The organism is Pseudomonas sp. A (genome assembly GCF_056270345.1).
In genome coordinates, this window is sequence record NZ_CM149873.1 from 3,523,729 (window position 1) to 3,538,724 (window position 14,996).

13 protein-coding genes and 1 pseudogene are annotated in these 14,996 nt (G+C 64.1%); 10 read left to right on the top strand and 4 right to left on the bottom strand.

The window, feature by feature from the left end; genetic code table 11:
* Position 1: 1 nt before the first annotated feature.
* From AC0MAZ_RS15720 to AC0MAZ_RS15730, 3 genes and pseudogenes are all read left to right on the top strand, one after another.
* Positions 2 to 1,495 (top strand): sensor histidine kinase, encoded by a 1,494-nt coding sequence (locus AC0MAZ_RS15720; RefSeq protein WP_203646756.1) that lies wholly within the window; start codon positions 2 to 4, stop codon positions 1,493 to 1,495.
* On the top strand, positions 1,464 to 2,891 hold the full coding sequence (locus AC0MAZ_RS15725; protein ID WP_203646755.1) for a sigma-54-dependent transcriptional regulator: 1,428 nt from the start codon (positions 1,464 to 1,466) through the stop codon (positions 2,889 to 2,891). The genes AC0MAZ_RS15720 and AC0MAZ_RS15725 overlap by 32 nt, the downstream gene beginning before the upstream one ends.
* A gap of 198 nt (positions 2,892 to 3,089) precedes the next feature.
* A pseudogene (locus AC0MAZ_RS15730) lies at positions 3,090 to 3,340 on the top strand (helix-turn-helix domain-containing protein); the annotation flags it as partial.
* 140 nt (positions 3,341 to 3,480) lie between these two features.
* Here AC0MAZ_RS15730 and AC0MAZ_RS15735 read toward each other — a convergent pair.
* The 4 genes from AC0MAZ_RS15735 to AC0MAZ_RS15750 form a co-directional block, all read right to left on the bottom strand.
* Positions 3,481 to 4,344, bottom strand: coding sequence for an RHS repeat-associated core domain-containing protein (locus AC0MAZ_RS15735; protein ID WP_475858443.1), 864 nt, complete (start codon positions 4,342 to 4,344; stop codon positions 3,481 to 3,483).
* 84 nt (positions 4,345 to 4,428) lie between these two features.
* The gene (locus AC0MAZ_RS15740; RefSeq protein WP_475858445.1) at positions 4,429 to 4,725 is read right to left on the bottom strand and encodes a hypothetical protein; all 297 of its coding nucleotides are present in this window, start codon (positions 4,723 to 4,725) and stop codon (positions 4,429 to 4,431) included.
* Between the two features lie 105 nt (positions 4,726 to 4,830).
* The gene (locus AC0MAZ_RS15745) at positions 4,831 to 6,183 is read right to left on the bottom strand and encodes a GntP family permease (RefSeq protein WP_203646753.1); all 1,353 of its coding nucleotides are present in this window, start codon (positions 6,181 to 6,183) and stop codon (positions 4,831 to 4,833) included.
* 114 nt (positions 6,184 to 6,297) lie between these two features.
* Positions 6,298 to 6,837, bottom strand: a complete 540-nt coding sequence (locus tag AC0MAZ_RS15750) for a gluconokinase (protein ID WP_232855150.1) — start codon at positions 6,835 to 6,837, stop codon at positions 6,298 to 6,300.
* 350 nt (positions 6,838 to 7,187) lie between these two features.
* On the opposite strand from AC0MAZ_RS15750, the gene gntR reads away from it, so the two are divergent.
* From gntR to AC0MAZ_RS15785, 7 genes are all read left to right on the top strand, one after another.
* Entirely contained in the window at positions 7,188 to 8,207 is a 1,020-nt protein-coding gene (gene gntR, locus AC0MAZ_RS15755; protein ID WP_475858446.1) for an HTH-type transcriptional regulator GntR, read from the top strand.
* A 443-nt stretch (positions 8,208 to 8,650) separates the two neighbouring features.
* Positions 8,651 to 9,379, top strand: coding sequence for an RHS repeat-associated core domain-containing protein (locus AC0MAZ_RS15760; protein ID WP_475858447.1), 729 nt, complete (start codon positions 8,651 to 8,653; stop codon positions 9,377 to 9,379).
* A 336-nt stretch (positions 9,380 to 9,715) separates the two neighbouring features.
* A complete protein-coding gene (gene benA / locus AC0MAZ_RS15765; RefSeq protein ID WP_475858448.1) occupies positions 9,716 to 11,074 on the top strand; it encodes a benzoate 1,2-dioxygenase large subunit in 1,359 nt (452 codons plus the stop codon).
* Positions 11,071 to 11,556 (top strand): benzoate 1,2-dioxygenase small subunit, encoded by a 486-nt coding sequence (gene benB, locus AC0MAZ_RS15770; RefSeq protein WP_475858450.1) that lies wholly within the window; start codon positions 11,071 to 11,073, stop codon positions 11,554 to 11,556. Before benA ends, benB begins: the two co-directional genes overlap by 4 nt.
* 66 nt (positions 11,557 to 11,622) lie before the next feature.
* Entirely contained in the window at positions 11,623 to 12,633 is a 1,011-nt protein-coding gene (benC, locus tag AC0MAZ_RS15775; RefSeq protein WP_475858452.1) for a benzoate 1,2-dioxygenase electron transfer component BenC, read from the top strand.
* A gap of 202 nt (positions 12,634 to 12,835) precedes the next feature.
* Positions 12,836 to 13,597 (top strand): 1,6-dihydroxycyclohexa-2,4-diene-1-carboxylate dehydrogenase, encoded by a 762-nt coding sequence (locus tag AC0MAZ_RS15780; protein ID WP_234560989.1) that lies wholly within the window; start codon positions 12,836 to 12,838, stop codon positions 13,595 to 13,597.
* A gap of 55 nt (positions 13,598 to 13,652) precedes the next feature.
* Complete coding sequence (locus AC0MAZ_RS15785; RefSeq protein WP_232855140.1) at positions 13,653 to 14,987, top strand: MFS transporter; 1,335 nt, start codon at positions 13,653 to 13,655, stop codon at positions 14,985 to 14,987.
* Positions 14,988 to 14,996 lie beyond the last annotated feature (9 nt).

Here is a 14,996-nt window from a genome sequence, read left to right on the forward strand (position 1 = left end):
GATGCAGACGCTCGAAAACGAAGCCCCAGACAAGCCCGGCGCCTCCGCCAGCGGGTTGGCCGCGCCGCTGCGCGAGTTCAACCTGCTGCGCTGGTTCTCGCTGGTCAGCCTGCTGATCATCGCCTCGGTCGCCGGCGGGCTGGGGTACGTCTCGACGCGTTTCGTGGTACGCGACAGCGTCGAGCGCGACGCCATGCTCACCGCCCAGTTCATCCAGGCCATGGCCCAGGCCGAGGTGCGTCACTCGCAACTGCCGCCGGGCATCACCATGGGCGAGTTGCTTGACCCGCGCCTGGACCAGCAACACCTGCAGTTCACCCCGCAGTTGGCGGAGTCGACCCGGGTCGAGTTTCTCGACCACGTCGAACACCTGCCCGACACCCTGCTGGCCAATGTCTACGCCCGCGACCGCCTGGTGGTCTGGTCGACCAACCCCAACCTGATCGGCAAGCGCATCGACGAGGACGACGACCTGGAGCATGCCTTCCACTCGCGCAAGGCGGTATCGGCCAGCTACCACAAGGCCGACGAGGACCGCGAGGAACAGAAGTTCCAGCGCGAGCCCCGGCACCTGTTCATCGAGAACTACATCCCGCTGTTCGACAGCCAGGGTGAACAGGTGCTGGCCATGGTCGAGATCTACAAGGAACCCCAGGACCTGGTGCGACGTATCCAGCGCGGCTATGTGCTGATCTGGGCCTCGACCCTGGTCGGCGGGGCGCTGATCTACTTCGGCCTGTTCTGGATCGTGCGCCGCGCCGCCAGCCTGCTGCACCACCAGCAGGACCGCCTGGTGGCCAGCGAGACCTACGTGGCCCTGGGCGAGATGTCCTCGGCGGTGGCCCACAGCCTGCGCAACCCGTTGGCCAACATCCGCTCCAGCGCCGAACTTGCGCAGGACATCGCCAGTCCGGCGGCGCAGAAGAACATTGGCGACATCATCACCCAGGTCGACCGTATGTCGCGCTGGGTCCGCGACCTGCTGGTGTCGCTGCGCCCGACCAGCGACGAAGCCGAGTCGGTGGACCTGGTGGCGGCCATCGAGGATGCGCGCCAGGCCTTCGCCCCGCAGATCGAGCGCAACGGCGTACGTTTCGCCTTCGACGGGCCGCCGGCGCAATGGGTGGCCAGCCAGCCGCTGCAACTGACGCAGATCCTCAACAGCCTGTTCGCCAACGCCCTGGAGGCCATGCCCCAGGGTGGCGAGCTGCGCGCCGAGGTGCGCCAGCTGGAGGGCCAGCAGGCCCAGCTGCAGCTCAGCGACACCGGCAAGGGCATGAGCGAGCAGCAGCGGCGCATGGTGTTCAAGCCGTTCTTCACCACCAAGCAGGGCGGGCTGGGTGTCGGCCTGGCCTTGGTCAAACGGATCATGGAACGCTTTGGCGGCGCGGTCGAACTGACCAGCCGCGAAGAGGAAGGAACCCGCGTCAGCCTGACTTTCAACATTGCAGCGGGAGGGGACCATGGAGCACAGCATCCTGGTGGTAGAGGATGATGAAATCCTTGCAGACAACATTCGCACCTACCTGGGCCTGAAAGGCTTCGAGGTCACGGTGTGCCACAGTGCGGAACTGGCGCTGGAGCAGATCAAGCGCGCCCAGCCGGACGCCGTGCTGACCGACAACTCGCTGCCCGGCATGAGCGGCCACGACCTGCTGCGCACGCTGGTGGCAAAGGCGCCGGAGCTCAAGGTGATCATGATGACCGGCTACGGCAACGTCGAGGACGCCGTGCTGGCGATGAAGGAGGGGGCGTTCCACTACCTGACCAAGCCGGTGGTGCTGGCCGAGCTCAAGCTGATGCTGGACAAGGCCCTGGCCGCCGAACGCATGGAGCGCACGCTGTCGTTCTACCAGGAGCGCGAGGCGCAGAAGTCCGGGTTGCAGGCGCTGATCGGCGAGTCGCCGGCCATGCTCGAGCTCAAGCACACCCTGCGCCAGCTGCTCGACGCCGAGCAGCGCATGGCCAGCGGCGACCTGCCGCCAGTACTGGTGGAGGGTGAGACCGGCACTGGCAAGGAGCTGGTGGCCCGCGCCCTGCATTTCGACGGCAGCCGGGCCAAGGGTCCGTTCATCGAGTTCAACTGCGCCTCGATTCCCGCCAACCTGCTGGAGGCCGAGCTGTTCGGCCATGAAAAGGGCGCCTTCACCGATGCCAAGGAACGTCGCGTGGGCCTGGTCGAGGCGGCCGACGGCGGCACTTTGTTCCTCGACGAGATCGGCGAGATGGACCTGGTGCTGCAGGCCAAGCTGCTCAAGCTGCTGGAGGACCGCACCATCCGCCGCATCGGCGCGGTCAAGGAGCGCAAGGTCGACCTGCGGGTGATCAGCGCCACCAACTGCAACCTCGAGCAGATGGTCCAGCAGGGCAAGTTCCGCCGCGACCTGTTCTTCCGCCTGCGCATCATCGCCCTCAAGGTACCGCGCCTGTACGCGCGCGGGCAGGATATCCTGCGCCTGGCCCGGCATTTCCTGGCTCATCACGGGCGGCGCTACGGCAAGCCCAACCTGCGTTTCTCGGCCGAGGCCGAGGCGCTGATGCTGGGCTACGGTTGGCCGGGCAATGTACGCGAACTGCGCAACATGCTCGAGCAGACGGTGCTGCTGGCCCCCAGCGAGGTGATTGGCGCCCATCAGCTGAACCTGTGCCTGACCCTGGTCGACGAGCCGCCGGCGCAACCCGCGCAAGTACTGGCGTTCGAAGCGCCGCGCCACGAGCCTCCGGGCGCCGCCAGCCTGCCGGACATGGAGCGCGACATGGTCTGCCGCACGCTTGATCGCACCGACTGGAACGTCACCAAGTCGGCACGGCTGCTGGGGCTGTCGCGGGACATGCTGCGCTACAAGATCGAAAAACTCGGCCTGACCCGTCCAGACAAGCGCCAGTGGTGACCAGCCCAGCGCGATCCCTGTAGGAGCGGCCTTGTGCCGCGAAAGGGCCGCACAGCGGCCCCGGCGATATTAGCTTGATGCACGAATCCTGGGGGCGCTTCGCACCCCTTTCGCGGCACAAGGCCGCTCCTACAGGGACCGAGTAGCGTTGTGAGCTCAAGGTTTCCCGCCAGTCCCTGACCCACCACCGTCACGCCCCTGTGCCTGACCCTGGTCGACGAGCCACAGGCGCAACCCGCGCAGGTGCTAGCGTTCGAAGCACCGCGCCACGAGCCTCCGGGCGCCGCCAGCCTGCCGGACATGGAGCGCGACATGGTCTGCCGCACGCTTGGGATCGCACCGACTGGAACGTCACCAAGTCGGCACGGCTGCTGGGGCTGTCGCGGGACATGCTGCGCTACAAGATCGAAAAACTCGGCCTGACCCGTCCAGACAAGCGCCAGTGGTGACCAGCCCAGCGCAATCCCTGTAGGAGCGGCCTTGTGCCGCGAAAGGGCCGCACAGCGGCCCCGGCAGGCCTAAGTCGGACGCCAATGATCAACACTTTGAAAGGGCTGATGTTAAAGACGAAAACGGCGCCGCTTAGTACCTAAGAGGCGCTGCGGACTTGCGCCATAGGATAAAACGTATGAAGCACTGCTGTTATCAGCTTGTCATTGTCCTCAGGATCATACTCACGCAGAGGCATTGGTTTACCATCCTCTGAAAGCTGATTAATCAGGTGGGCCTTGGGTGCTCTGAGCTTTCCCATGACTGCAATAACCGGTCTGTTCAATGTATTGGCGACAATCTGCGCAGCGGCGGTCCCTGCATAGCATGCGAGCAGCATGAAAGGCTTGTTTGGGGCTTCGCGGTAGGCTTTCAACCCCTTCAGCCTGGGACCGATTTCCTCCCTAGCCACTGATTTCGCATTATTTAGGTTACCGAACTCATCCATCAATAGCGGGCTGCCTAGTTTGGAGTGTGTAACGAAACCTGCCATTCCACTACGTAGTACCTCTTTATGGAACACGGTTGGCGCAATCTGGTCATTACCTTTGAACAGAACCTGGTATGACCCTTCGAATTCAACCCTTCCGGTAATAGCATTACGGACTTTCTCCAAGATATGCCCGGACGGGTCGGTATTGTTGACCGGATCACCCGCGCAGTAGGTGTAGGCATTGATGCCTCCATCACCGAACGGGCTTTTACTGTCGGCGGAGTGGAAGCGCATCAAGACGCTATTGAAGGCGCGATAACCATTGCCCAGAAGATAGAGGGGGATGGGCAGTTCCAGAGGCTGCCCGTTGAACCTCAACAACGTTGAGTCGTTACGTTCAGGTAGGTAGCCGTAAGGGCAATAGGTGAATGTGGAGGGCTGTGATACATGGCTCCTCCTCAATATAGTGGCCTGCCGGTCGACAGCCAGTATTCCCGGGGCTGCTGAACGGCCCCGGTTTGATTTGTCCATGTGTCGCCCCCGACCAGTATTACCTGGTAATACTGGTGCGCCACTGGGTGCTGTACAACTGGTAAAAATGTCAGGTGGCAGGGCTCAGGGCTTGCTGCTCCCTGAGCTTCCCCCGTCACGCCCCATCCCTTCCGATCCACTACCTCCCATCCCCGGCAGATCACGATCATCGTTCTGTTCGGCCGGCGGACTTTCCGGGTCATTGCCCTTGATCCGCGGGTCGGTATCCCGCGGCATGGGCTTCTCGATCGGGTTGAGGGTGCTGTCGACCCCCGGCTGTGGCGCCGGATTGTGCGGATCGTCAGGGTAGGTGGCGCCGGTACCGGCGGCCAAGGCCAGTGGCGAGGCGAGCAGGGCGGCGAGGAGGAAGGCGTGTTTCATGGGGCAGGCTCCTTTGCGACGGAGAAAGCGGCCCTGCCTGCGCAGGGCCTCTGTCTCACTTGGGCCTGTGGCCCGTCAGCAAGGTGCCATGACGGCGACCAACGGTCACACCACCAGCGACAGCAGCATGATGAAGATGATGCCGACCACCGAAAGGATGGTCTCCATCATGCTCCAGGTCTTGAAGGTCTCGGCCACGGTCATGTTGAAGTACTGCTTGACCAGCCAGAACCCGGCGTCGTTGACGTGGGACAGGATCAACGAACCTGCGCCAGTGGCCAGCACCAGCAACTCCCGGTTGACCCCCGGCACCAGGTCGATCACCGGGGCGACGATGCCGGCGCCGGTGATGGTGGCCACGGTGGCGGAGCCGGTGGCGATGCGAATCACCGCCGCTACCAGCCAGGCCAGCAGGATCGGCGAGATCTCGGCCTGTACCGCCATCTGCCCGATCACGTTGCCGACGCCGGTGTCCACCAGCATCTGCTTGAAGCCGCCGCCGGCGCCGACGATCAGCACGATGGCGGCGGTGGGCGCCAGGCTCTGGTCGAGCATCTTCATGATCTGCTGGCGGTTGAAGCCGCGGGCCGAACCGAAGGTGTAGAAGGCCAGCAGCAGGGCGGCGAGCAGGGCGGTGATCGGATGGCCGATCAGGTCCATCCACTGGCGCACGATGTGCTCGGCCGGCAGTACCACGTCGGCGAAGGTTTTCAGCAGCATCAGCACCACCGGCAGCAGCACGGTGATCAGGGTCACGCTGAAACTCGGCAGGTTCTGCTGGTTCGACTCGCGGGCGATCTGGTCCATCAGCTCCTGGGACGGGTTGCCCGGGATGTAGCGCGAGATGAAGTTGCCGAACAGGGGGCCGGCGATCACCGCGGTCGGCAGGGCCACCAGCAGGCCGTAGAAGATGGTCTTGCCGATGTCGGCGTGGAAGATGCCGATCGCCAGCAGCGGCCCCGGGTGCGGCGGCACCAGGCCGTGCACCACCGAAAGGCCCGCCAGCAGCGGGATGCCGATCTTCACCAGCGACACGCCGGAGCGGCGGGCGACGATGAACACCAGCGGGATCAGCAGCACGAAGCCGATCTCGAAGAACAGCGGGATGCCCACCAGGAAGGCGGCGAACATCATCGCCCAGTGCACCTTCTGCTTGCCGAAGGCGCGGATCAGGGTCTGGGCGATCTGGTCGGCGCCGCCGGAGTCGGCCATCAGCTTGCCGAGCATGGTGCCCAGCGCCAGGACGATGCCGACGAAGCCGAGCACGCCGCCGAAGCCGTCCTGGAACGATTTCATCACCTTGGCCACCGGCATGCCGGAGGTCAGGCCGAGAAAGCCTGCGGCCAGGGTGAGGGCGACGAAGGGGTGGACTTTGAAATGGGTGATCAGCAGGATGAGCCCGACGATGGTGACCAGTGCGTCGAGCAACAGGAAGGTATCGGTAGCCAGTCCGAACATGGTTCGTGAACCTCGGTCTTTTCGTTGTTGTTTTGGTGTCGCGTGTCTTGCGTCATTGCGTCTTGAGAAGCATGGAGACAGCGCTGTCTTTGGTGAGCCGGAAAAACCGCCGGATCAGGCAGTCCGCGCCAGCGCCTGCTCACCGCAAGGCTTTAGCCATTGGTGCACGTCCTCGGCCAGGGTAATCAGCGGGCGGGTGGCATCCAGGGCCAGGGTCAGGGGCTCGGCGTGCGGCGGTTCCAGCGCGGCGAACTGGCTGTCGATCAGGCTGGCCGGCATGAAGTGGCCGGGGCGGGCCAGCACGCGCTTTTCCGCTTCCTGCGGGGTCAGTTCGAGGAACACGAAGCACAGTTCGGGCACGGCCTGGCGCAGGGTGTCGCGGTAGCGGCGCTTGAGGGCCGAGCAGGTCAGGATTGGGCGTTCGCCGGCGGCCAGGGTGTCTTGCAGCTCCTGGCCCAGACGCACCAGCCAGCCGGCGCGGTCGTCGTCGTCCAGGGGAATACCGGCACTCATCTTGGCGATGTTCGCGGCGGGGTGGAAGGCATCGCCTTCGATCAGGCGGCCGCCGCTGCGGGTGGCGATGGCGGCGCCGACGCTGCTTTTACCACAGCCGGCTACGCCCATGACCACGATCGCGGACAGGGTAGGGTTCATCTGTACCTCCTGCTGGGTGAGATAGCGCTGTCTTGGCCGGGACGAGCCGAAGGTCATGCGCCACCCTCCCGGGTGTTATTGATCTTGTCTTTGGCAGTATGGACGCTGAACGCATGCCTGCCAGGCTCTGTCCGAAATGTATCTGCACTCGCCCATACTGCGTTGAAACGGGGCTCGGAATGCTCATGTACTCCAGTACACTGCGCTTGCTCCCCCCATTATCGCCTTGTCTGGCCTTCGCGCAGACACATTTCGTACAGACCCTACCAAGATTGCATTGCCTGCATTCAGAGACAGCGCTACCTTAGTGACCGTTCCCCATTCCTGCAAGCGGTAAAATTACAATACTCATGTCCCGCACTGGCTCGCGCACTACCGGTCGTCCCACCCTGGCGGAAGTCGCCAGGCTTTCCGGGGTTTCCCCCATCACCGCCTCCCGCGCCCTGCGCGGCGTCAGCACGGTCGCGCCGGAACTGGCGCAGAAGGTCATGGCCGCAGCGGCCAGCCTGGGCTACGTCGCCAACCCGGCGGCGCGTGCCCTGGCCTCGGCGCGCAGCCAGTCGGTGGTGGTGTTGATCCCGTCGCTGTCCAACCAGCTGTTCATCGATACCCTCGAGGCCATCCACGAGGTGATGCGCCCCCGTGGCCTGGAGGTGCTGATCGGCAACTATCACTACGATATCGCCGAGGAAGAGAACCTGATCCGCAACTACCTGGCCTACCAGCCGTGCGGCATGCTGCTCACCGGCTTCGAACGCAGCGACGCCTCGCGGCAGATGCTCGCCGCCAGCCGGGTGCCGTGCGTGCATATGATGGAGCTGGGTGGTGAGGCCGATGCCCTGTCGGTGGGCTTCTCCCAGCACGAGGCCGGGCGCGCCGCGGCGCGTCACCTGATCGAGCGCGGCCGGCGGCGCCTGGGCTTCATCGCCGCGCAGCTCGACCCGCGGGTGATGCAGCGCGCCGAGGGCTTCCGCCAGGCCCTGGCCGAGGCCGGACTGCAGGCGCCCGAGCTGGAAATGCTCGATCCGCAGCCGTCGTCCATCGGCCTGGGCGGCACGCTGTTCAGCCGCCTGCTGGCCAAGGCGCCGGACGTAGACGGGATCTTCTTCTGCAACGACGACCTGGCCCAGGGCGCGGTGCTGCAGGCGCTGCGCGAGGACGTCGAGGTGCCTCAGCGGGTGGCGATGGTCGGCTTCAACGACCTGCCGGCCTCGGCGCACATGGTCCCGCGCCTGACCTCGATCCGCACCCCGCGCTCGGCGGTCGGCCGCGGCGCGGCCCAGGCGCTGCTGGCGCTGCTCGACGGCAAGCGGGTGGCCACCGGGCAGCAGGACCTGGGGTTCGAGCTGATGGTGCGGGAGAGCTCCTGAGCATTGAGCTGCGCTTTCTTGGGAGGGCGCACTGCGCGGCATTGCTCACTCTCAATTATTGAAGTTTGCTGGCCGGGCGAAGTCGCGGGACATCGTCTGCTGGGAATGACGCGGCGTTCGGCTTGCTCAAAAGCCATGAAAGCGCGTGACGATGCTGTACCAGAAACGCGACGGTTTGACCCCTGCCTTGCATGAACTGACCTTGGGGCAAGTGTCCTGTCTCAAAAAAAGCTGTTCACTTCTGGCGGCGCCTTGGCCGCATTCTTCGAGATGGGGCAGTAGCGCAAACCTGTATGTGAATACACGTCGGCCCTGAGGGCGATAGCCCGTGAGGTGTATACATCACTGGGCAACCTATCAGATTTACCAGTTGTAAATGACCGAAGGAGGCCGGAGCCTATGATTTTCAGATAGGCCTACCAAAGATCATGGCTACTCAACTCATGCAAGTGGACATCCTTGGGACAGTAATGCACGCCGTTGGTGGGTCCAGCCTGTTAGCCTATACGGTCTATGGCCACGGCAGCCTTGCAACTGGGCCATGCCTGCGATTCGGCGGGCAGCTTCGTGAATTGATCTCTGGTCATTACCTGCTGGGCAATGGCTATCGTGCTTACAATCCGGTGCTGATGCGGTTCAACTCGCCTGATAGCTACAGTCCTTTTGGGGCAGGCGGGGGGAATTGTTACATGTACTGTAGTGGGGATCCTGTTTCTCGGATCGATCCGACGGGGCATGTGGGTGGGCAACCCACCTCAAAAAGCATGGTGTCTAAAAATACGTCGTTTTTAACAGCCGCTGATAAAAGAAGAATATTCCTTGAAAATGGAAAGATGAAGGCTGTCGATGACAATACACCCGTGCTGGGACTCTCGAAGAGAAGAAAGGTATTCCATGAAAATGGAAGGGTGGAGGCGGTCACTGAGTCGGTTGAAAGTTCAAGTGAAGCAATAATTGAGAAGAGAGTAAATGTTAAGCCAGAGCCAAAAAACGCATGGTCAAGCACCTCTGCGGAGTTTTATATAGACTCAAATTCTTCCTCGAGGCCTTCAATTTTGCTATCCGCTGTAAATTCGGTGCTTGTTGCTAACAAGTCTGCCTCTAACTCCCCCAAAAATCCTAACAATCAGGGTTCCGCTGTCCGTGAGTCCAACAACTTTAGTCCTGTCTAGTCTGCTGTCTCGGAAATAACCTGTTCGCTTTTGGCGGGTGGCTTTAATGTGCGATCAAGGTGCGGCGACGACTCATCGCATGACCACGACGGGGCGTTGAGTGTTACTCGGTCACCGCACTTTCCGAGCAAGCACCGGCAAAACCAGTACCAGCCATCCCAGCGCGCCTGGCGCTTTCATCTCTACCGCAAGCGTGGAAGTAGCGCCCCATCAGCGCACCGCAACACACAAGGAGCCTGCACAAAACGGATAGCACTCTGCACAATCCGGATATCCCCGTCCCACCCAGGGACCTAACCTGACCCGGCCTGAACAATAACAACGGAGGCCCTGGCCATGTCCCTGGGATTCGACTATCTCAATGCCTTGCTCGAGGATGACCGGGAGAAGGGCGTCTATCGCTGCAAGCGGGAGATGTTCACCGACCCGCGCCTGTTCGACCTGGAGATGAAGCACATCTTCGAGGGCAACTGGATCTACCTGGCCCACGAAAGCCAGATTCCCGCCAACAACGACTTCCTCACCCTGACCATGGGGCGCCAGCCGATCTTCATCGCGCGCAACAAGGACGGCGAACTCAATGCCTTCCTCAACGCCTGCAGCCACCGCGGCGCCATGCTCTGCCGGCACAAGCGCGGCAACCGCTCCAGCTACACCTGCCCGTTCCACGGCTGGACCTTCAACAACAGCGGCAAGCTGCTCAAGGTCAAGGACCCGGGCAACGCCGGCTACCCCGACAGCTTCAACTGCGACGGCTCCCACGACCTGACCAAGGTTGCCCGTTTCGAGTCGTACCGGGGCTTCCTGTTCGGCAGTCTGAATGCCGAGGTCAAGCCACTGGTCGAGCACCTGGGCGAGTCGGCGAAGATCATCGACATGATCGTCGACCAGTCGCCCGAGGGCCTGGAAGTGCTGCGCGGCGCCAGCTCCTACATCTATGAAGGCAACTGGAAGCTCACCGCCGAGAACGGCGCCGACGGCTACCACGTCAGCTCCGTGCACTGGAACTACGCCGCCACCCAGAACCAGCGCAAGCAGCGCGAGGCGGGCGACGAGATCAAGACCATGAGCGCCGGCGCCTGGGCCAAGCAGGGCGGCGGCTTCTACTCCTTCGAGCACGGGCATCTGCTGCTCTGGACCCGCTGGGCCAACCCCGAGGATCGCCCGGCCTACGAGCGCCGCGAGCAACTGGCCGCCGATTTCGGCCAGGCCCGCGCCGACTGGATGATCGAGAACTCGCGCAACCTGTGCCTGTACCCGAACGTCTACCTGATGGACCAGTTCAGCTCGCAGATCCGCGTGGCCCGACCGATCTCGGTGAACAAGACCGAGATCACCATCTACTGCATCGCGCCCAAGGGCGAAAGCGCCGAGGCCCGCGCCCGGCGCATCCGCCAGTACGAGGACTTCTTCAACGTCAGCGGCATGGCCACTCCGGACGACCTGGAAGAGTTCCGCTCCTGCCAGACCGGCTACGGCGCAGGTGCCGGCTGGAACGACATGTCCCGGGGCGCAAGGCACTGGATCGAAGGCGCCGACGCGGCGGCCAGCGAGATCGCGCTCAAGCCGTTGCTGTCGGGCGTGCGCACCGAAGACGAAGGCCTGTTCGTGCTGCAGCACAAGTACTGGCAGGACACCATGGTCCAGGCTTTGAAGGACGAACAAAAGCTGATCCCCGTGGAGGCCGTGCAATGAGCCTGCATGACACCGTGCGCGATTTCCTCTACCGCGAGGCGCGCTACCTGGACGACGCCCAGTGGGACCAGTGGCTGGAGCTGTACGCCTGTGACGCGACCTTCTGGATGCCCTCCTGGGATGACGACGACACCCTGACCGAAGACCCGCAAAGCGAGATCTCGCTGATCTGGTACGGCAACCGTGGCGGCCTCGAGGACCGGGTGTTCCGCATCAAGACCGAGCGTTCCAGCGCCACGGTCCCGGATACCCGCACCTCGCACAATCTCAGCAACATCGAGATCGTCGCGGCGGACGAGGGCAGCTGCCAGTTGCGTTTCAACTGGCACACCCTGAGCTTTCGCTACAAGACCACCGACAGTTACTTCGGCACCAGCTTCTACACCCTCGACCTGCGCGGCGAACAGCCGCTGATCAAGGCCAAGAAGGTGGTCTTGAAGAACGACTACGTGCGTCAGGTCATCGACATCTACCACATCTGATTCACCGCCGAGCCTGTCGGTGTGCCTGATGGCGCGCCGCGCCCAGGCTCGCCTGCGAGGTGCACCATGAGCTACCAGATCGCACTGAATTTCGAGGACGGGGTCACCCGTTTCATCGAGGCCGCAGGCCACGAGACCGTGGCCGACGCCGCCTACCGCCAGGGCATCAACATCCCGCTGGACTGCCGCGACGGCGCCTGCGGCACCTGCAAGTGCAAGGCCGAGTCCGGGCACTACGAGCTGGGCGACAACTTCATCGAGGACGCCCTGAGCCAGGAGGAAATCGCCCAGGGTTACGTGCTGACCTGCCAGATGCGCGCCGCCAGCGATTGCGTGGTGCGCATCCCGGCTTCGTCGCAACTGTGCAAGACCGAGCAGGCCAGCTTTGAAGCGGCCATCAGCGACGTGCGCCAGCTGTCGGCCAGCACCATCGCCCTTTCGATCAAGGGCGAGGCGCTCAGTCGCCTGGCATTCCTGCCGGGGCAGTACGTCAATCTCAAGGTGCCGGGCAGCGAGCAGAGCCGCGCCTATTCGTTCAGTTCGCTGCCCAAGGACGGCGAAGTCAGCTTCCTGATTCGCAATGTGCCGGGCGGGCTGATGAGCAGCTTTCTCACCCAGCTGGCCAAGGCCGGCGACAGCCTCAGCCTGGCCGGGCCGCTGGGCAGCTTCTACCTACGGCCGATCCAGCGCCCCTTGCTGCTGCTGGCCGGCGGCACGGGCCTCGCGCCATTCACCGCAATGCTGGAGAAGATCGCCGAGCAGGGTAGTGGGCATCCGCTGCACCTTGTCTACGGGGTGACCAACGACTTCGACCTGGTCGAACTGGATCGCCTGCAAGCCCTGGCCGCGCGCATTCCCAACTTCACCTTCAGCGCCTGTGTGGCCAACCCCGACAGCCAGTATCCGCAAAAGGGCTACGTCACCCAGCACATCGAGCCACGCCACCTCAATGACGGCGATGTCGATGTGTACCTGTGCGGCCCGCCGCCGATGGTCGAGGCGGTCAGCCAGTACATCCGCGAGCAGGGCATCACCCCGGCCAATTTCTACTACGAGAAGTTCGCGGCGGCGGCCTGAAGCTTTTATGGGGCTGCCTGCATCGTGCGGGTGGGGTGGCCTCTTTTTATCCATGAATTTCGAGAGCGCCGGGGCCGCGTTGCGGCCCTTTCGCGGCACAAGGCCGCTCCTACAAGGGATCGCGCTTTTCTGTAGGAGCGGCCTTGTGCCGCGATGGAGGGCGGAGCCCTCCCGGCATTTCCGGATCAAGCAGGAGATCTACATGAACAACCGATTCCAAGGCAAAGTCGCCCTGGTCACCGGCGCCGCCCAGGGCATCGGCCGCGCCGTGTGCTGGCGGCTCAAGGCCGAGGGCGCGCAGGTGGTGGCGGTGGACCGCTCCGAACTGGTCCACGAACTGGCGGGCGAGGGCGTGCTGACCCTCACCGCCGACCTCGAACGGCATGCCGACTGCACCCAGGTCATGGCCCGCGCCGTCGAGACTTTCGGCCGCCTCGACATCCTGGTCAACAACGTCGGCGGCACCATCTGGGCCAAGCCCTTCGAGCATTACCAGGTCGAGCAGATCGAGGCCGAGGTGCGCCGTTCGCTGTTCCCCACCCTGTGGTGTTGTCACGCGGCGCTGCCGTACATGCTCGAACGCGGCAGCGGCGCCATCGTCAACGTCTCGTCCATCGCCACCCGCGGCGTCAACCGCGTGCCTTACGGCGCGGCCAAGGGCGGCGTCAACGCGCTCACCGCGTGCCTGGCCTTCGAAACCGCCGGGCGCGGCATCCGGGTCAACGCCACCGCTCCCGGCGGCACTGAGGCGCCACCGCGGCGCATTCCGCGCAACGAGGCCGAGCAGAGCGCCCAGGAGCGGGCCTGGTACCAGCAGATCGTCGACCAGACCCTGTCCAGCAGCCTGATGAAACGCTATGGCAGCCTCGACGAGCAGGTCGGCGCGATCCTCTTCCTGGCTTCTGACGAGGCCTCGTACATCACCGGCGTGACCCTGCCGGTGGGCGGTGGCGACCTCGGCTGAAGGCCGCCCCGGCAAGGTTTCTCTGCACACAACAAGAACAACGGAGACAGATGCCATGCGAACACTCGACGTCCACGCGATCATCGACAATGCCCGCTTCACCCCCTTCCACTGGAGGGTCATGGCCTGGTGCGGCCTGCTGCTGATCTTCGACGGCTACGACCTGTTCATCTACGGCGTGGTGCTGCCGGTGATCATGCAGGAGTGGGCGCTGACCCCGCTGCAGGCCGGCGCCCTGGGCAGCTACGCGCTGTTCGGCATGATGTTCGGCGCCCTGGCGTTCGGCAGCCTGGCCGACCGCATCGGGCGCAAGAAGGGCATCGCCCTGTGCTTCGCGCTGTTCTCGGGGGCGACCATCCTCAACGGCTTCGCCAGCAGCCCCAGCGAGTTCGGCCTCTATCGTTTCTTTGCCGGCCTCGGCTGTGGCGGGCTGATGCCCAACGCCGTGGCGCTGATGAACGAGTACGCGCCCAAGCGCCTGCGCAGCACCCTGGTGGCGATCATGTTCAGCGGCTACTCGCTGGGCGGCATGCTCTCGGCGGGCATCGGCATCCTCCTGCTGCCGCGCTTCGGTTGGGAGTCGATGTTCTTCGCTGCCGCCGTACCGCTGCTGTTCCTGCCGGTGATCCTGTTCTACCTGCCGGAGTCCATCGGCTTCCTGGTGCGCCAGGGCCGCGTCGATGAAGCGCGCCAGTTGCTCAAGCGCCTCGACCCCGATTGCGGTGTCACCGAGCACGATGACCTGGTCGTGGGGGCGGGCTTGCCCCGCGATGCCGGTAAAGCCTCATCAGTGCTCGAACTGTTCCGCAACGGCCTGGCGATCCGCACCCTGGCCCTGTGGCTGGCGTTCTTCTGCTGCCTGCTGATGGTCTACGCCCTCAGCTCCTGGCTGCCCAAGCTGATGGCCAGCGCCGGCTACAGCCTCGGCTCGAGCCTGTCGTTCCTGCTGGTGCTGAACTTCGGCGGCATGGCCGGGGCGATTCTCGGCGGCTGGCTGGGCGACCGCTACAACCTGGTCAAGGTCAAGGTGGCGTTCTTCCTCGCCGCCGCGCTGTCGATCAGCCTGCTGGGGGTGAACAGCCCGATGCCGGTGCTGTACCTGCTGATCTTCATCGCCGGCGCCACCACCATCGGCACGCAGATCCTGCTGTATGCCGGTGCCGCCCAGCTGTATGGCCTGGCGGTGCGCTCCACGGGCCTGGGCTGGGCCTCCGGCATCGGCCGCAACGGCGCCATCGTCGGGCCGTTGCTGGGCGGCGCGCTGATGGGCATCAACCTGCCGCTGCAACTGAACTTCATCGCCTTCGCCATCCCCGGCGCCGTCGCCGCGCTGGCCATGGCCGTGCACCTGGCCAGCGGCCGGCGGCACGCCCTGGCCGCGGCGGCCTGAACCCCCACC